Consider the following 16,270-nt stretch of genomic DNA (forward strand, 5'->3'; position numbering starts at 1 on the left):
AGAACATAGCCTATGATTTTGTGCGTCCAACAACTCAGGTTATCAGTCAGGAAACTTTACGGTCAGATCGCCACTGACCGGATGACACTGACAGGCCAGTGTCCAACCTTCATCCACTTCTTCCTGCTCAAGAATCTGGTTGATGCCAAGACTGGTTTCACCGCCTTCTACAGAACACATACAGGCGCCACACATTCCTTTTTCACAGGAAAACGGTGCTGCAATTCCAGCCTTCAACATGGATTGCAGCACGGTATCGCCAGATTCATGAGCCACCTGATAGTTCTCACCATCCAGTTCAACCTTAAAGCCAGTAACCGTAGAGCTTTCAGCGGCAGCAGCTGCTTCTGCTTCCAGAGCTGCTTCCTGATCAGGATCAACCGGTGAAGAGAAACGCTCGACATGGATTCTGGAACGGTCTTCACCCTGCTCCAGCAGAGAGGACTCAACCGTATCCATAAAGGGACCAGGGCCGCAGATATAGAACTCTGCACCGTCACTGCCTGCGGTAGCACCCTTCACCATCTGCCTGCTGACAAAGCCGTGAATACTGTCGTAAACATAAATCACCGAAAGGCGATCGATGTATTTGTGCTCCATCTTCTTCAGTTCTTTACGGAAGATAACGGACTGCTCATCACGGTTGGCGTAAACCAGCTTAACTTTGCGATCTGTTGTGGTCAGCGCCGATTTAAGAATTGAGATAACCGGTGTAATACCAGAACCACCACCAAACAGAACAATATCGTTAGTGCCTTCATTCAGATAGAAGAGACCTGCTGGCGGCATAACTTCAATGCGATCACCTGGTTTAACTTCGTCGTTAATCCAGTTAGAAATACGACCACCGTCAACACGTTTGATCGTTACCTTATGCACATCATCCACATCCGGCGAGCTGGCCAGCGAGTAACAGCGAATCAATTCCTGCCCATCAAAAGGGACTTTCAGAGTCAGAAACTGCCCCGGCAGGTAATCAAAATCATCCTGATAGTCGCCAGGTACCGAGAACACTACTGACTTACTGTCGTGGGTTTCAGTAATAACGTCGGCCACTTCCAGATTATGGTAGCGTGAGCCTGTCATTTTATCTTCGGCTGTTGCTTCTTCTATCAATATTTCTTCGGCCATAGCACTTCTCATATCTACTACTGGTGAGGGCTTCATGTGTGCACGTTTTTATTCTTTATTTCAGGCTTCAGCAGCTTCAACGGAGGCGTAACGTCCATCAACGTACAACAGCGGATTTACGTCATCACTGTTTTTAATTTCTTTCACTTTGCCAATAAATATCGTATGCGTGCCGTACTCATAACGACCGTCCTGTTCAAGCACTACCACAGACTGAGCGTCTTTCAGGTAAGGCAAACCAGCAGTTGTTTCTGTCCAGTTACCCACGGTAAAACGTTCTTCACCTTTCAGCTTGCCACCACAGGCTGCAGAAACTTCCTGCTGATCATTTCCCAAGACGTTAATGACGAAGTCACCACCGTTATCCAGCGCCTGATGCATGCCTGTAGATTTGTTCACACATACCAGCAATGAAGGTGGGTCCATGGACAGAGAGGTAACAGAAGTGGCCGCCATTGCATGCTTTTCATTATCACCGACAGCAGTAACCACTGATACGGAACTGGCCAGACGGCGCATCGATTGAAGCATGTCATTACGCAGCTGTTCAGAATTACTCATAGCCTGTTCCTTTTTATTATTTGCATACTGATCAACCCAACAATACGACGATCAATATCTCTTTCGTTCTTGGCTAATTATTGTCAACAGTCGAGCTTGAGACTGCTGAGAGAAAAATAACCGAAATTGATGATCAGAATTGTTCCCTTGCTCTCGTCAACAAACATCGTCCATCAAGACTAAAGCAGTCGACTGACTCAATAGCTATTATTATGCTTTAAAGTCCCCTTTCTAGTAAGCAATTTCAATTGACTGCTCACCCTTCAAAAAAACTGATCCGGATCAATAGAGTTATATGTATCAATGTTTTTGGGATCAGCAAAAATCCAATGGTCCATTTGAAGGATGAGAGAAAACCTATGCCTTGTTTCAATTTCAGCAGCGGGCTCTCTATGTAAAAGAAAGCCCGACAACTTTTGCCTGCAGCGCCGGCAGTAAAAAGAACAAGATGGCCTGAGGTATGCACTGGAGAGAATAATATGATCGATAAAGACCAGATCAGACAACAACTGTTTGAGCGTGCCCAAGAACTGGTTCCTGCACTGCGTGAAAGAGCACCGGAAGCTGAAAAGCTGGGTTACCTGCCACAGGCAACTATTGATGACTTTCAGGAAGCTGGTTTCTTCCGTATTCTGCAACCGCAGAAGTGGGAAGGTTACGAGCTGACACCAAAAGATTTCTTTGAAGTTCAAACCAAGCTGGCTGAAGGCTGCATGTCTTCGGCATGGGTTCTGGGCGTTGTGGCCATTCACAACTGGCAGCTGGCTCTGTTTGATGACCGCGCTGCACAGGATGTCTGGGAGAAAGACACCAGTGTACTGATCTCTTCTTCCTACATGCCGGTTGGTAAGGTTGAACGTGTTGAGGGTGGATTCAAACTGAGCGGACACTGGGGCTTCTCTTCCGGCTCCAAGCATTGCGAATGGGCTTTCCTCGGCGCAATGGTACCACCTGAGAATCCAGGCGAAGCACCTGATTACAGAACCTTCCTGGTTCCACGCGCGGACTACGAGATTGTTGATAACTGGAATGTAATGGGTCTGCAAGGCACCGGTTCTCACGACATTACTGTGAAAGATGCCTTTGTTCCTGAGTACCGTACTCATCGCTCACTGGATGGCTTCGCTCAGAACAGTCCGGGCAATGAAACTAACACTGACCCACTGTTCCGCCTGCCTTTCGGTCAGATTTTTGTACGCGCTGTATCATCTTCCTGCATCGGTGCTCTGCGTGGCGCACTGAACGACTTTATTGCGTTCAACAAGAGCCGTGTTGCTCTGACGACTGGCCAGAATGTTGCTCAAGACCCAATAGCTCAGAAAGCTGCAGCTGACGCTCTGCGTGTCGTTTCTGAACTGAAGACGGTTATGTACAGCAACTTCGCCAAGATGGAAGAAGCGGTTAATAACGGTGAAGAGCTGAATATTGAAGATCGCGTGCAGTGGCGTTATGACTCAGCCATGGTCGCTGACCGATGCGCTGATGCGATTACTCAGTTATACCTGAGCTGCGGTTCTGCCGGTATTCGAACCGATCACCAGATCAACCGCGCCTTCCGTGATATCCAGACTGGCCGTACTCACGTTGCTAACCAGCCTGCCAAGTATGCTAATAACTTTGGTGGTGTGACCTTTGGTCGTGAAACTGCTGACTTCTTTTTATAAGAGGTTATTGATACAGGGCTTTCAATAAGCCCTGTATCAAATTATTTTTTCATCTCTTCTTTTTCCACATGCCTTTCATAGATGTGGTTTACGTGGCGCTCATCATCCAGCTCAAACCAGGTGTCGCTATCGTGCACAAAGCCGTGATGCTGATAAAAACGAATGGCTCGCAGATTCTTATGGTATACCGTTAGCCAGAGCCCAGCTTTATTATTTTCAGAACACCACTCCATCGCCTTATTAATCAGCTGACTGCCAATCCCTTTGCCATGATGATGCTCCTGAACATATAGGCGACTCATTTCAACTAAATCAACATCAGACGATGACAAATCAACACTACTATTCAGCAGCGTATAACCCAAAAGGTGCTCACCATCTGTAAATAGAAAGTAGTGCTCATTTTCTGAAGCTATATTGTCTTCAATCGCTTCTACGCTGAATGCTTTCAACACATAGTTCGATATTTTATCTCTGACACCATCTGTTGCGTAGGTATGCAGCCAGACCTGAATGGACAGTGCGGCAATATTCGCTGCATCTTCTTTTGTTGCTTTTCTTATCATCAGCTCAGGGTTCTATCACTTAAAAGTCGAAAGCCAGATTGGCATGCTTACTCTTTTCGAGATCCAGCAATTTCTTTTTCAGAGGCAAGCCACCTCCATAACCCACCAGCTCACCATTACTGCCAATTATGCGATGACAGGGAATGATGATGCCTATGGCATTAGCACCGTTGGCATTGGCCACAGCACGAACTGCTTTCTCATTATTAATGGTTCTTGCCAGCTCAAGGTAAGAGGACGTTTCTCCGTAAGGAATTTCCAGCAAAGCATTCCAGACACTTTGCTGAAAGTCCGAACCAATCAGTTTCAGTGGCAGGTCAAATTCTTTACGACCACCTCCCAGATATTCATCCAGTTGTTTTCTGGTTTCCTGCAGCAACTCATTATCCTGCTCTATGAATGTCGCCGAAACACCACGACGCAGTCGACTGTCTACGGTTTCCCGCATTTTTCGATAGCGGAAATCCAGCAGGCAGAGTTCACCCTCATAACTGCCCAGAATAAACTTTGTATGAGTTGTTTTATGGTACTGAATTTCAATGGTATTCATGGCTGCTCCGGGTTTATTTTTGACGTCAGTATGTGGTCCTGCCAGTGACCATTAATTTTAAGATAGGAACGAGCGCGCCCTTCTTCTTCAAAGCCCAGCTTTTTCAATACAGCAGCACTGCGAACATTGTCAGGAATGTAGTTAGCCATAATTCTGTGTAACTTCAGCTCAGCGAACATAAACTCTATTCCTGCTTCAAGCGCTTCGGTCATATACCCCATATTCTGGAATCTCTCGGCCATGGAGTAACCCAGAAAGCAGGCCTGAAAAGCCCCTCTTGATAGTCCGGTAAAGTTGCATACACCCATGACTTCACTTCGATCATGATCAAGAATGGCAAAACGATAACCCGTCCCTTTGCTCACCTGCTCAAGGTTTTCAGAGTTCTGCCATTGCCAGTGTTTGAGGGTGTAAAAATCACTCTCCCTGATTGGCTCCCACTGCGACAGGTGGCTTCTATTATCAAGAAAATAATCCAGCATCAGGTCTGCATCTTCTGACCCCAGAATTTCCAGCTGAACTCTTTCCGTCATTAGTTTCATAGTTTCACTCTTACGACCTGGCAACCTATTTACTTTGAAAGATCAGCTAAGGGACCTGTGGACAGTTTCTGTAGAGATTCAAGACTTGTTCGCAAGCTCTCTAGATCCCATTAGCTTTCACATTTGTAAAAACTGACTATATTTCTTTTCCGGCCTGCCGGAAGCCTTTCGGGCAACCAGGCAGCCCTCAAACTAAAATCACGGCCTAGCAGCCTTAAAATATTCATAGAGAACAATATGTTAACTCACCCTCTATACTTATCCAGACAGGTAGTACAAGGAGGTAGTCAATGAATACTCTCACACTTGAAGGCTGGTGCAAGGCCGAAGGTTCAGGGCAGGCCTGCCCAATCGAGCAAATCCATTTCAGGGTGGATGAAGATTGCCGGCTATTGCTGGAAAAGGCGGAAGAAGAGCTGCAAGAATCCACTCAGTCAGAAACGTTTGTCCCCATTGATATGACAACCATGGAACTGGCCACATCCAACGACTGCGGAGAACTCAAGGATTGTAAAATCAGAGTCTACTTACGCAACAACGACCAGCGTGGACAATTTCACCTGGTCGCCAACCGAGTCAGCGACGACTGTCTTGTTTATACCAATGCCGTCATGATCGATCAGCTTGGCTGACTGTCAGCATTGCTCTATAGATAAATAAGGGGTCAGGTCAGCCTCGACTGACTCCTTCATAATTCCCACCTCGACTTCAACACCTGCCGCTTCAAGAACACTAATTCCTGCACCACGATTTTTTGGATGAGGGTCAATCATTCCCACATAAACCTTTTCTATACCTGCAAAAACAATAGCCTTGGCACAGGAAGGCGTTCTGCCGTGAAAAGAACAAGGTTCAAGGGTCACAAATGCCAAAACACCTTCCGAGGCATTTTTAACTGAATCCAGCTGACTCAGAGCCATCGCTTCAGCGTGATGCTCTCCCGGTTTATTGGTATGTCCTCTGGCAATAATTTCCCCATCCTTCACCAGCAGACAACCTACCGGAGGGTTTGGATAGCAGACAGTGCGCGCCTTTCTTCCCTCAAGCATCGCCTGTTTCATTAAGGCTTCTTTCTGTCTCTGATCCATAATCAGCTATCTCTATCCAGTACAGCGATATAGCTGTCCAGACGGTGCTCTTCCATATCGTTCATGGCAGATTCAAGCAGCCTGACCAGTGGTGCATACTCTTTCAGTCTGTGCCATAAACGCGCAAACCAGCAAGGTTGATAATCTTCCAGAATTTCACCGGCATCAGTAATCCTTTCCAGATGACCGATATGCCTGTAACCCATTCTTCGGGGCGGTAGCTCAGCTACCATATCGCCTTCATTCACAACGCGATAAATAGCATTACTGACCACAGGCTTTAGTTTCTGTGCAAAAGCTTTATTGCCGACTCTAGGTTGAGCGAAAGTATAAGTAGCCGCTATTGTCAGTTCAGGGTTTTCATCACTGAGCCTCGCTGCAGTAAGAACAGCCAACGCACCACCAAGGCTGTGTCCGGTAATCCAGACAGATTGATTGCTGGTTCTGTGACACTCAATCAACTCCATCAGTTGCTGCCAGACAGAGTCCAGTGCCACCAAAAAGCCTTCATGAACCTGAGCTTTGCCATCGCCTGACTGCCAGGGTAAAAAACCAATTTTTAAATTACTGAGCCAATCATCCAGCAGCTCTTCGGTACCTCTGAAAGCAATGACGAGATGATCATCAGTGGATGCAATATATCCCTGGGTATGCGTTTGAGTGTCTTCAAAGAAAAAGCGATCACAGGTTTTATAACCGCTGTTTTTAAGTTCTTCAGAAATGAGATCTTCATTTGCATAGGCCAGATCAGACAATCTGGCCATCAACAACGCATGAGCTCTGCAAAAGCCTCCTGCTGAGGTATCCAGTACTCCGCTATCCATCATTGTTATTATTCTTTTTTGACAGCATCACCAGGTGTGCTGAGTACCATGCCAAGTCAGGAACTGACCACTCTGTTCGAGAGACAGGTTTTCTAACAGCCTCATCATGCCTTTGACACTTTCATCCACAGAAATGTCTGCATCCTTTCCGCCCATATCGGTCTGAACCCAGCCCGGAAGCACGGGGCAGACAATAATATGTTCTTTAGCCAGCTGAATAGCCAGTGTCTGCATGACCTTGTTAAGAGCTGCCTTTGAGCTTCTGTAGGCATAAAAGCCTTCACCATTACTGTTCAGTGCGCCCATCTGACTGGACATGGCAATCACTCGCGGTCGGTCAGACATTCGCAAATTTGGTAACAAGCGGGTAGTCAGTTCAAAGGGAGCAATAGTATTTACGCGCAGAAGTTTCAGCCAGAGATTTACTTCCATATTATCGATATCCTGAGCAGGTGCTCCCATCACTCCCGCATTATTAACAAGAATATCGACAGGCTGCTCGTCCATCGCCTTGATAAAGGAATCGACGGAATGAGGGTCGTCTACTTCCAGCGGCAGCACAGTAAGTGAACCACTGCCGGCTAACTGATACAGCTCTTCAGCATCATCCGGCTGACGACAGGTGGCGATCACCTTATAACCGCTATTCAACATCTGACGGACAAATTCCAACCCCAGACCACGGTTGGCTCCAGTAATAACAGCAGTCTCTTTTATTGTTGGCATTTCAGACTTATTCCAGACCAGGCTTGTTTCCTGCGAACTTTACGATATAGAAAGAACTAATGGAATCTTTCTGACTCAATCATTACCCCCTGTGACCAGCACTCCGGAATTAAGGGGCTTACATTAATATTCCAACCGCATGACATGCTGAGGCCCGGCAAGCCCACCAAGGTATAACTTGTCAGTATCCTCAAACCCTCCCTTTTCGTAGCATCTGATGGCCGGGATATTCTTGCAGTTAACCGTAAGAGCCATTGCACTAAACGAGCAGTAGTTCTCCTGAAGGTAGTCTTTAAAAAGCATAACAGCTTTAAGTCCGTAGCCTCGGCCCTGAAAATTCTTATCGATAAAGAAAGACCTTAAACCAAGATCCTGTTCAGACAGGTTATCCATCTTCTTATGGAAACCAAGATCTATATTAAAAAAACCCACAACATCATTTTCATCACAGATGATATGAAAGTGATCATCAATACCACCGGCAGCAAGAATATCCTCTATTCTGCCTACAAAGGGTAGCTGCTCTTCAATGACAGACAACTGTCTTATGGCTTTACTGTCTTTGGACTGAACTTTCATGATTGTCAGCATACTTATTTTTATCTACCCGGCAAAAACACTACTGTATGTGTACTTGGAAAAACGTGCCGATTATATTTTATCCACAACAGGTACTCCAACAGTTTCAGTTGCGTCTAGACTGCTAGCCATGAAATTGGACAACAAACCTGCAACCATCAATATGGCATTCCGTGTACTTAATGTCTGGAAAGAAAACGGTTACCTGCTTCATATAATTATTGCCCTCTCTCTTCTGTTAAATACAGTCATCGCAATGAATGCACCACTGATGCATTATGAAGCTCACTACGGGCTTTATGGCCGCTTTCCGGCGTTAAGTTATGTTGATCACCCACCCATGGTTGGCTGGTTGCAATACCTTGCATTGCTGTTTTCAAAAACTGATTTTGCTTTACGAATCGCTCCCTTGTTGTTGGTAACAGCAAGCCAATATCTTATTGCACGAATAGCCTGCCGATTGTTTATCGATAAAACAGGCTGGCTTGGGATTGTTTCTGTTCTTTTACTGCAAGGCACTGCTATTTTTCGCCTTACCTTCACCATGTCTCCGGAGCTGCCCTTTCTTTTGACTGGCTTATTGGTATTTTACAGTTACCTGCAGATACTGGAGCACGACCGATTAAAAGACTGGTTACTGCTTGGAACTTGTCTGGGGGTGGCTGGATTAAGTAAATATACAGCGGTTACTTTAATTCCGTCGGTTCTGCTGGTATTGAGCTTACACTTCAGGCTCCAACTATTTTTCAAACCAGGCCTGTGGCTTTCTGCTTTAGTGGCAATAGTATTAATTACTCCCGTTGTTATCTGGAATCTTGAACATGACTGGGCCTCTTTTGCATTTCAGAGCAGTTATCAATTCAATGCCAAACCGGATCCGTTTACAGGGCTTTCCAGCGCAATACTCCAACAGGTTGGTGCTTATTCCCCCCTGCTGTTCATTGCAACAATAACTGCACCCCGTACTTTATGGCAGCAAGGACAACAATCTGCCGTTATCAGAGCCCTGGCTTTTACCCTGCCCATTTTTTTACTCTTCACTGTGCTTTCCATTTCCGGGAGATCATCCTCACACTGGACACTATTAGCCTGGGTTTTATCAGCACCAATGGCCGCCTGTTGGTTACTCTCTCAATGGTCGATGAACCGGGTAAAAGTGCTGACCTGGTTTTCAGGTACACTTTCTATTCTTACAATCATTGCAAGCCTGCTGATCATCTGGCCTGGCAACCATTTGCTGTTTAACAAAAATCCTCTGGCGCAGCTGACAGGCTGGCCAGAAGCATCTGCTCGCGCGCAGACGCTATACAGAGAATACGCTCCTGAGAGCATGCAGGGAAAGGCCTGGATTTTTGTCAGAAACTGGCATTACGGCGGGCTGCTGGGGTGGTATAACAGCAATCTAAGTATTGTTAATCCTGAAAAGCAAAGTGCTTACCAGCTATGGTATGGGCAACCGTCAGTGCAATCAGCCGGTATTCTGGTCATAGCCAAAAGAAAAGCTGTAGAGCCGAATGCAACCCTGGAAGGTTTCCAGTGCAAGCCTGTTAGTCAGTACCTTGCCTCACGTTCAGACAAGGTCGTTAACTACTTTTATTTTTACTACTGCACCAGTTATGACTGATCGAGAAAATTAACTTCCAGCTGATTGCCCGCAGGATCAAAGAAAAAAATCTGAGTCATACCCATGTCTGCCAGATACTTTTTCTCAAACCCAATAGATCGCTCTTCGAGAGTGGCCAGAAACTGCTGTGAACCTTCCATACGGAAGGCAATATGATCAAGATAACCGGGACGGTCCTGCTCATAATGCTTATTACTGATCGTCAGGTGAATAATGGCCTGTTCATGCTTATACAGCCAATAACCTCTGCTCTTAAAACTTGCTCTCTCGCCCACAGACATACCGAAGAGATCACAATAAAACCCCTTAACAACCTCTATCACCTGCTCCGGGGCACTGATATTGAAGTGATCAAACTGCATACAACTTACATCCTGTTCAGTTATCTGTTCTGCACATTTTTATTGGTCGAATGGTATCACGAACGCGAAAGCCTCAAGAGCAACAACGAATTTTTTTAAACTGTTAATCAATAACTTTTGTCACTGTTTAAGGATTAGCCGTATTGATGCTTTCGTGTCGCATGTTACCATTTTTTACCAGAACCAATTGTTATTTTAACCTGACTTTTATCAAGTGAATCACCACAAAAACAGAAACAAACACTGTTCCGGGATATTCACTTGAAGCAGGCTGCCGGGGGCATGGATCCTCCGTTATCCATAATGGCTGTGGACATGGGCAGAGAGCTAAGTCAGAGGCAATCCTAATTCATACTTTGAGGTAGTAATCATGGAAACTGCTCTGATCGAAATCTTCGGCTATTCCTTCACCGGCACCGAAGTCATTGGCCATATGGCATCCGTTATGGTGGCTATCTCCCTGATGATGAAAAACATCGTCTGGTTACGCTGCCTTAACTTTGTCGGCTGTTCATTCTTTGTTGCTTACGGCATTGCCATTAACGCAACACCAGTTGCCAGCATGAACGCCTTTGTTGCCTGCATCAATGTTTACTATCTGGTGAAGATGTATCTGGAACACAATAGTTCCAAATCTACTGTTGCTGCCTGATAGCGCCAACAGAAAAAGATGATGAAAAAAGGCAGCCAGCGGGTTGCCTTTTTTGTCTTCAGATAGTTTTGTACCAGTGCTGTTCTTCTTCAAGAGTCCTAACAAGACGACCTCGATGGATAAGACAGTTCAGATGCGCCAGACACTCACCCAGCCCCAGCATTTTCTCTGTACCTTTCAACTCTCTGCCAAACAGAAGCCCCAATAAATCAACCGCAAGCCTTGGTTCTTTGCACTCAGCAATGATCATGTCCAGTTTCTTTTCATGATGGAGCTGGATATCAGTGAGTCTTTTATGAAGACCGGTAAAAGGCTCATTATGTGCGGGCAACACAAATGTAGCTTCAGGCAACGCCTTCAGCTTCTCCAGACTTTCTAGATAAGACTCAAGAAGATTGGCATCAGGTTCCGCACTGTTGATGGAAATATTCGGCGTGATTTTGGGTAGTACCTGATCCCCGGAGATCAGAACATTCAGTTCCTCACAATAAAGACACGCATGCTCGGGTGAATGGCCATAACCGACAATGACTCGCCATTCTCGCCCACCTATAGCCAGGCAATCATTATCGCTCAGTCGTGTATAACGTCGGGGCATAGGCTCAACCAGACGATCAAGCCCACCCACATGCATCTGGCTCAACTCATCCTCAGGCACACCTGCATTGCGGAAAAAAACAGGGTATTCATCAGTACGGCTTGAAGGCGTGTCCATATAAATAATGGTACCCATAAACTCGGCCTGAGTCATATAGATGCCCACTTGCCAGCGACGTGATAACCAGCCTGCCTGTCCGACATGATCGGGGTGCAAATGAGTAACAATAATGCCTTTGATGGGCAGACCTTCCAGCTCTGTTTCGAAAATAGATTCCCAAAGCTTTTGCACCTTACTACTTTTAAGGCCTGTATCGACGACAAACCAGCCATCACCGTCTTTAATCAGATACAGATTGATATGATCCAGCTTAAGAAACAGCGGCATTCGCAACCACTTAACTCCATCAGTAAGCTCAATGGTTTGCCCTTGCTCAGGCACTTTATTCACGGGATACATCAACTCTGACATGCAATCGTTCCATTATTATTTTTGTATTATGATGCTCAAAAAACCCACATCGAACGAATCCAGTTACTTATTTCAGCCATTACTGCTTTATCAGTAACAATGCCCAGGTGCCTGGCATTTTCAACAATCACCACTCGAGCATCTTTTTTATAAGGTGTGATGTTGGCCTCAAATTTACTCGGATAAAAGACCTCGTCTTCTGAACCGATCAGTGAAATCACTGGCACCTGAATACGTCTCAGACTGTCACCGAAATCAGCAGGCTGCATACCTGTCATCAAGTTGTACGAATACTCAAGAGTATCGTGTTCAGTCTGATACTCTTCCTGCTTATTAAACTTCAGTACCTTAACTCTGTTGAAAAATGTAATACCCAACTGATTCAGAAGAGAAATAGCGATTACTTTAGGAATACTGACCTGAGCCCATCCCCCGGTATTTTTTCTTACCGCAGGACTGTCATGACCGAGGTAGGGAGCGAGCAGAACCACTCCTGTAACCAGGTTACCGTACTGACCTCCAGCAAACCGAACGGCCATACTGCCACCGGAGGAGTGACCACCGACAATAATGCGAGCATCCGCTCCTGCTTTAGCTCGAATAAACTGAATCAGGTCAGCAATATCATCCTCCAGCTGATCGACATAGGAAATATCACCTCGGGTACGAGTTTCAGGGCCGTGCCCCCTCAGGTCAGGCGTATAGACATGACAAAGGTTATTGCTACTAAGGAAATCTGAAAGCGAGTACAGGTAGGTACTGTCCGCTGAAGAACCATGAATTAATATCGTATAAACATCCGACTCAGCGGCATACCTGCGGAAGGGTAACTGAGCCCCATCTCTTGCCTTATAGAACTCAAATGGCACACTGTTTTCTGCTTTTGCTGCAGAATCAATGATCTCTTCAAAGTAAAACACACCATTAGTACCCATAATCCCGACTTCCATCGACTGAGGTGTTGGGTTGCGCTCACAATCAGCCTTGAAACCTGATGATCACTTAGCTAATTGTGAATGCACCTTAAGAGTACACCTTAAATGTATTTTTTCTTCACTTCATGCTTGATCACTTTCTGCATAGCATTACGCGGCAGTGGTTCATCTTCAAAATAGATATGAGCTGGCACTTTAAAGTGAGCTAACTGGCTGGAAACGTAGTGTTGCAGGTCAGAGTCAGCCAATGTTTCTCCCCGCTTCAAGCGGACTGAAACAGCCAACTCTTCGCCCCAGCGCTCGTGGGGAAGACCAAACACTGCAGACTCTTCAATGGCCGTATGGGCGTTAATCACTGTTTCAACTTCGGCACAGTAGATGTTTTCACCACCACGAATGACGATGTCTTTCTTGCGGTCACAGATGTAGAGCATGCCTTCTTCATTGATATACCCCACATCACCACCATGAAGCCAGCCATCAATAATCGTCTCATCCGTTGCTTTCTGGTTGCGCCAGTAGCCACTGATCAGTGAAGGGCCTTTAATGCAGACTTCACCGGCCTCACCATGAGGTAACTCATTGCCATCTTCATCGATAACTTTAAAGTCCATCACAGGGTATGGCAGACCTACACTGTCCAGATTTTCCAGATAAACAGGCCCGGTATTCAAGGCTGCGTACATATTGCACTCGGTCATTCCGTAACCTGTGCCAAAGAAGTTATCCGGGCAGGCGTCTCGAATGTCCTTCAATAAGGTTTCCGGCTGAGCAGCACCTACGCCCATCAGATTGCATAACCCATCTGTGTCGTATTTATGCCAGTCAGGATGTTCCAGCAAATCCCAGATCATCTTGGCGGCACCTGAGAGAACACCAATGTTGTGTTGCTCAATTAGCCTCAATGCTTGCTCAGGGTTCCACTTCGGCAGAATAACGACTCTTGTTCCCTGCCAGAGGGCAGAAAAGATAATGGAAATAATACCACTGCCATGAAACAGTGGCAGAGCCATCATTGTCGCTGAAGGTTTGCCCCGCGCTATCAGCCTTTCAATCGTTTCGGGATGCTGGGAAGGAACCATTGCTCCGGCGTAGACGCCGTTATAAAGCGTTTGTCCTGCTGCATAGTGAGTAGTGACTGCGCCCTTTGCCTTACCGGTTGTTCCTGATGTGTAGAGGATATAAGCGTAGTCTTCAGGCGCAATATCTACACCTGATAATGCAAGATTCAAATCCAGCAGAGACTGCCAGGAAATAACATCAGATATATCAGACTCATTTTGAACGACAATTGGTTCTGCTTCCATTTTGCCTTTGCTCTCTGCGAGCAAAATAAAACGACGCTGATCAACAAATACATACTTTGCACCAGCATCATTGAGACTGTATTCCAACTCTTCAGCCTCACCCCAGCTGTTCAATGCAACGGCGATACCACCAATACGGGTAATAGCCATAAAGGCAATCACCCACTCGGGGCAGTTGCTCATAGCAATAGCTACTCTATCGCCTTTATTTACACCGAGTGATTGAAGTGCTGCTGCTATTTTTTCTGAGGAATCATAAACATTCTGAAAAGTCAGAGCCTTACCTTCAAAAACAAGAAAAGGAGAATCAGAAAATTTGAGGCTTTTCTTATAAACCTCATTGAGTGATGCAGGGGCATGAAGATAACTGCGGACTATTAAACCATTAACGTTTTTATCTTCCATCTCAAACACACTGCCTGACTGAGTCAGTGAGTCTATTACGGCTTTCATATCAGCAATGGCCTGAGACACTTTTTTATCCTTATTATTATCCAGCCGATTTGTTCACTATCATCAGCTTTCCCTCCGAATAAACAATGGCAAAATCGGCCAGTTCAAACTGACGATATTCTTAACACACCCCACGTCGATTGCTGATTGTTTGACTATGCTTGCCTGCAATATTCACCACAATCGAACTCTGGAATATATTCATGGACACTGCATCTTGTCTTCGAATTACATTCATCACAGGCCTGCTGATAGCACTTGCCCCCTCAATTGCTTTCTCCATGCACCAGGAACCAGACAGCAAAGGGAAATCTGGAGAACAGGTACCACCTTCAAAAGAACCCCAGTTAGACAGTGAGCAGCTTGCGGGCTCTGATAAAAGTCAAACAGGCAATAGAGATGACGGAACCATTGAGACAAACGACGAAGGTGTTGAAGAAAATGATGATGTAGTCAAAAGCAAACCTGAAGCTCAGAGCAGAGTTCGGGAGGGTGACAGCGACAATCCTCTTGAAGTAGTGTCATATCGTCAATCAGGTGCGTCAGTCAGCCAAACTGTTCTTACAGGCATCACCGGTGCAGCCAGTGGTGGAGACTTCTTAACGAAGCTCACTTCGAATCAGGTCTTCACATTCAAACTCAACCAGTTCCCAACACATCTGAGAATGAGTGATCAGCAACTAGGAGCACGCTTTAGAAGTATTGACGTTGGTAAGTCATTAGCACAAAAAGCAGACCAGATAGTCAATGACCCGAATTACAGGGAGCAAGTCGAAAGGCAGACGAATTTTCAATCCGCTCTGACTAACATACTGCGCCTCCAACCTGTCGAAGGCTACTCAGCGAAAACTGAAGTGATCAGGAAGCTGATTCACGGAATCAGCGAGCAACTCATTCAAGCAGCTCAGATTTTTAATACAGTACAGGACTTATCCCCACATTTGACTGTTGCATTCAACAATAGTCAGTTGGGTCATACTGGAGTATCCCAGACTTTCAACCTATCAGAGCTTGCAGCTTCTGCTCATGAGGTCACCCCCGAAGAAACACCTCAGGAAGGTGGAGCCACAAACGATGAACAGCTAACCCCTTCTGTTCAAGTTGACCTAAATACGCTGCCACCACTGAATCAGGACATCATCACAGCGATGCAGCAAGCCAATAGCCACTGGCTAATGTATTACCTCACCCAGGTTGGCGACAGTACACAGATACATATCGTCGGTATCAGTATCTCAATCCCCCACCCACCTCTTCAGGAACCGACTGTTGTCATCCAGCACCCCTGGTTGTCCACTTACACGCTAGATTCAAGTAACGCCTTCTCCATCCTGTTAGCTGATATTGGAGCCCTTAACCGCATGAATGGCATTATGGCACTGATAGCTATGCTCGCCGGATCTCAACAATTCGGGCTTGTGCAGATAGTTATTTCTGAAGATCAAATAGAAACAGCATGGCAAGAGATTCGACAGACATTCTTTATCCCACCCGATTCACACGGCAATTTCACCGAATAAGATTGTCGACTTAAAAACTACACAGTGATTAAATTTTAATGTAATCTCCTGTTTACATCGTGAATTGCCATTACTTCACACTTCGGCACGGACGCTGCTGAAGCTCTACTCAAAAAT

General features: G+C 45.8%; 18 protein-coding genes. 5 read left to right on the forward strand and 13 right to left on the reverse strand.

Features of this window, described 5'->3' with window-relative positions:
- Positions 1-42 precede the first annotated feature (42 nt).
- Entirely contained in the window at positions 43-1,131 is a 1,089-nt protein-coding gene (locus tag EOPP23_RS13535; RefSeq protein WP_228550712.1) for a ferredoxin--NADP reductase, read from the reverse strand.
- 60 nt (positions 1,132-1,191) lie between these two features.
- Positions 1,192-1,692 carry a flavin reductase family protein gene (locus tag EOPP23_RS13540; RefSeq protein WP_153766521.1) on the reverse strand — a complete coding sequence of 167 codons (501 nt, stop codon included), beginning with the start codon at positions 1,690-1,692 and terminating at the stop codon, positions 1,192-1,194.
- 479 nt (positions 1,693-2,171) lie between these two features.
- Between EOPP23_RS13540 and EOPP23_RS13545 the strand changes: the two genes are divergently transcribed.
- Positions 2,172-3,356 carry a flavin-dependent monooxygenase gene (locus EOPP23_RS13545; protein ID WP_153766522.1) on the forward strand — a complete coding sequence of 395 codons (1,185 nt, stop codon included), beginning with the start codon at positions 2,172-2,174 and terminating at the stop codon, positions 3,354-3,356.
- 41 nt (positions 3,357-3,397) lie between these two features.
- On the opposite strand, the gene EOPP23_RS13550 is transcribed toward EOPP23_RS13545, so the two are convergent.
- From EOPP23_RS13550 to EOPP23_RS13560, 3 genes are read right to left on the reverse strand one after another with little or no spacing between them, the layout of a single operon-like run.
- Positions 3,398-3,922, reverse strand: a complete 525-nt coding sequence (locus tag EOPP23_RS13550) for a GNAT family N-acetyltransferase (RefSeq protein WP_153766523.1) — start codon at positions 3,920-3,922, stop codon at positions 3,398-3,400.
- A 19-nt stretch (positions 3,923-3,941) separates the two neighbouring features.
- Positions 3,942-4,472, reverse strand: coding sequence for a methylated-DNA--[protein]-cysteine S-methyltransferase (locus EOPP23_RS21700; RefSeq protein WP_153766524.1), 531 nt, complete (start codon positions 4,470-4,472; stop codon positions 3,942-3,944).
- On the reverse strand, positions 4,469-5,014 hold the full coding sequence (locus tag EOPP23_RS13560) for a GNAT family N-acetyltransferase (RefSeq protein ID WP_153766525.1): 546 nt from the start codon (positions 5,012-5,014) through the stop codon (positions 4,469-4,471). Before EOPP23_RS13560 ends, EOPP23_RS21700 begins: the two co-directional genes overlap by 4 nt.
- Before the next feature lie 290 nt (positions 5,015-5,304).
- Here EOPP23_RS13560 and EOPP23_RS13565 point away from each other — a divergent pair, with 290 nt between their 5' ends.
- Complete coding sequence (locus tag EOPP23_RS13565) at positions 5,305-5,646, forward strand: hypothetical protein (RefSeq protein ID WP_153766526.1); 342 nt, start codon at positions 5,305-5,307, stop codon at positions 5,644-5,646.
- Between the two features lie 3 nt (positions 5,647-5,649).
- On the opposite strand, the gene EOPP23_RS13570 is transcribed toward EOPP23_RS13565, so the two are convergent.
- From EOPP23_RS13570 to EOPP23_RS13585, 4 genes are all read right to left on the reverse strand, one after another.
- On the reverse strand, positions 5,650-6,102 hold the full coding sequence (locus tag EOPP23_RS13570) for a bifunctional diaminohydroxyphosphoribosylaminopyrimidine deaminase/5-amino-6-(5-phosphoribosylamino)uracil reductase RibD (protein WP_153766527.1): 453 nt from the start codon (positions 6,100-6,102) through the stop codon (positions 5,650-5,652).
- A gap of 2 nt (positions 6,103-6,104) precedes the next feature.
- The gene (locus EOPP23_RS13575; RefSeq protein WP_153766528.1) at positions 6,105-6,929 is read right to left on the reverse strand and encodes an Mbeg1-like protein; all 825 of its coding nucleotides are present in this window, start codon (positions 6,927-6,929) and stop codon (positions 6,105-6,107) included.
- A gap of 24 nt (positions 6,930-6,953) precedes the next feature.
- Entirely contained in the window at positions 6,954-7,652 is a 699-nt protein-coding gene (locus tag EOPP23_RS13580) for an SDR family oxidoreductase (protein WP_153766529.1), read from the reverse strand.
- A 123-nt stretch (positions 7,653-7,775) separates the two neighbouring features.
- The gene (locus EOPP23_RS13585; protein ID WP_194842602.1) at positions 7,776-8,231 is read right to left on the reverse strand and encodes a GNAT family N-acetyltransferase; all 456 of its coding nucleotides are present in this window, start codon (positions 8,229-8,231) and stop codon (positions 7,776-7,778) included.
- A gap of 130 nt (positions 8,232-8,361) precedes the next feature.
- On the opposite strand from EOPP23_RS13585, the gene EOPP23_RS13590 reads away from it, so the two are divergent.
- Complete coding sequence (locus tag EOPP23_RS13590; protein ID WP_194842603.1) at positions 8,362-9,855, forward strand: glycosyltransferase family 39 protein; 1,494 nt, start codon at positions 8,362-8,364, stop codon at positions 9,853-9,855.
- Here EOPP23_RS13590 and EOPP23_RS13595 read toward each other — a convergent pair.
- A complete protein-coding gene (locus tag EOPP23_RS13595; protein ID WP_153766532.1) occupies positions 9,846-10,217 on the reverse strand; it encodes a VOC family protein in 372 nt (123 codons plus the stop codon). The genes EOPP23_RS13590 and EOPP23_RS13595 overlap by 10 nt on opposite strands.
- A 370-nt stretch (positions 10,218-10,587) precedes the next feature.
- Here EOPP23_RS13595 and EOPP23_RS13600 point away from each other — a divergent pair, with 370 nt between their 5' ends.
- Positions 10,588-10,869 (forward strand): YgjV family protein, encoded by a 282-nt coding sequence (locus tag EOPP23_RS13600; protein ID WP_153766533.1) that lies wholly within the window; start codon positions 10,588-10,590, stop codon positions 10,867-10,869.
- Between the two features lie 58 nt (positions 10,870-10,927).
- Here the strand turns inward: EOPP23_RS13600 and EOPP23_RS13605 are convergent, their stop codons facing one another.
- From EOPP23_RS13605 to EOPP23_RS13615, 3 genes are all read right to left on the reverse strand, one after another.
- On the reverse strand, positions 10,928-11,938 hold the full coding sequence (locus EOPP23_RS13605; protein ID WP_153766534.1) for an MBL fold metallo-hydrolase: 1,011 nt from the start codon (positions 11,936-11,938) through the stop codon (positions 10,928-10,930).
- Between the two features lie 35 nt (positions 11,939-11,973).
- Entirely contained in the window at positions 11,974-12,873 is a 900-nt protein-coding gene (locus EOPP23_RS13610; RefSeq protein ID WP_194842604.1) for an alpha/beta hydrolase, read from the reverse strand.
- A gap of 101 nt (positions 12,874-12,974) precedes the next feature.
- On the reverse strand, positions 12,975-14,654 hold the full coding sequence (locus EOPP23_RS13615) for a class I adenylate-forming enzyme family protein (RefSeq protein WP_153766536.1): 1,680 nt from the start codon (positions 14,652-14,654) through the stop codon (positions 12,975-12,977).
- A 182-nt stretch (positions 14,655-14,836) separates the two neighbouring features.
- Here EOPP23_RS13615 and EOPP23_RS13620 point away from each other — a divergent pair, with 182 nt between their 5' ends.
- Positions 14,837-16,153: a hypothetical protein gene (locus EOPP23_RS13620; RefSeq protein ID WP_153766537.1), complete on the forward strand. Its 1,317-nt coding sequence runs from the start codon at positions 14,837-14,839 to the stop codon at positions 16,151-16,153.
- Positions 16,154-16,270 lie beyond the last annotated feature (117 nt).

Origin of the sequence: Endozoicomonas sp. OPT23 (genome assembly GCF_009653635.1) — a bacterium.
In the GTDB taxonomy this organism is placed as follows: domain Bacteria; phylum Pseudomonadota; class Gammaproteobacteria; order Pseudomonadales; family Endozoicomonadaceae; genus Endozoicomonas_A.

Coding starts and splice junctions, on each gene's coding strand:
- EOPP23_RS13535 (WP_228550712.1), bottom strand. CDS start 1,131: ATGGCCGAAGAAATATTGATAGAAGAAGCAACAGCCGAAGATAAAATG.
- EOPP23_RS13540 (WP_153766521.1), bottom strand. CDS start 1,692: ATGAGTAATTCTGAACAGCTGCGTAATGACATGCTTCAATCGATGCGC.
- EOPP23_RS13545 (WP_153766522.1), top strand. CDS start 2,172: ATGATCGATAAAGACCAGATCAGACAACAACTGTTTGAGCGTGCCCAA.
- EOPP23_RS13550 (WP_153766523.1), bottom strand. CDS start 3,922: ATGATAAGAAAAGCAACAAAAGAAGATGCAGCGAATATTGCCGCACTG.
- EOPP23_RS21700 (WP_153766524.1), bottom strand. CDS start 4,472: ATGAATACCATTGAAATTCAGTACCATAAAACAACTCATACAAAGTTT.
- EOPP23_RS13560 (WP_153766525.1), bottom strand. CDS start 5,014: ATGAAACTAATGACGGAAAGAGTTCAGCTGGAAATTCTGGGGTCAGAA.
- EOPP23_RS13565 (WP_153766526.1), top strand. CDS start 5,305: ATGAATACTCTCACACTTGAAGGCTGGTGCAAGGCCGAAGGTTCAGGG.
- EOPP23_RS13570 (WP_153766527.1), bottom strand. CDS start 6,102: ATGGATCAGAGACAGAAAGAAGCCTTAATGAAACAGGCGATGCTTGAG.
- EOPP23_RS13575 (WP_153766528.1), bottom strand. CDS start 6,929: ATGATGGATAGCGGAGTACTGGATACCTCAGCAGGAGGCTTTTGCAGA.
- EOPP23_RS13580 (WP_153766529.1), bottom strand. CDS start 7,652: ATGCCAACAATAAAAGAGACTGCTGTTATTACTGGAGCCAACCGTGGT.
- EOPP23_RS13585 (WP_194842602.1), bottom strand. CDS start 8,231: ATGAAAGTTCAGTCCAAAGACAGTAAAGCCATAAGACAGTTGTCTGTC.
- EOPP23_RS13590 (WP_194842603.1), top strand. CDS start 8,362: ATGAAATTGGACAACAAACCTGCAACCATCAATATGGCATTCCGTGTA.
- EOPP23_RS13595 (WP_153766532.1), bottom strand. CDS start 10,217: ATGCAGTTTGATCACTTCAATATCAGTGCCCCGGAGCAGGTGATAGAG.
- EOPP23_RS13600 (WP_153766533.1), top strand. CDS start 10,588: ATGGAAACTGCTCTGATCGAAATCTTCGGCTATTCCTTCACCGGCACC.
- EOPP23_RS13605 (WP_153766534.1), bottom strand. CDS start 11,938: ATGTCAGAGTTGATGTATCCCGTGAATAAAGTGCCTGAGCAAGGGCAA.
- EOPP23_RS13610 (WP_194842604.1), bottom strand. CDS start 12,873: ATGGGTACTAATGGTGTGTTTTACTTTGAAGAGATCATTGATTCTGCA.
- EOPP23_RS13620 (WP_153766537.1), top strand. CDS start 14,837: ATGGACACTGCATCTTGTCTTCGAATTACATTCATCACAGGCCTGCTG.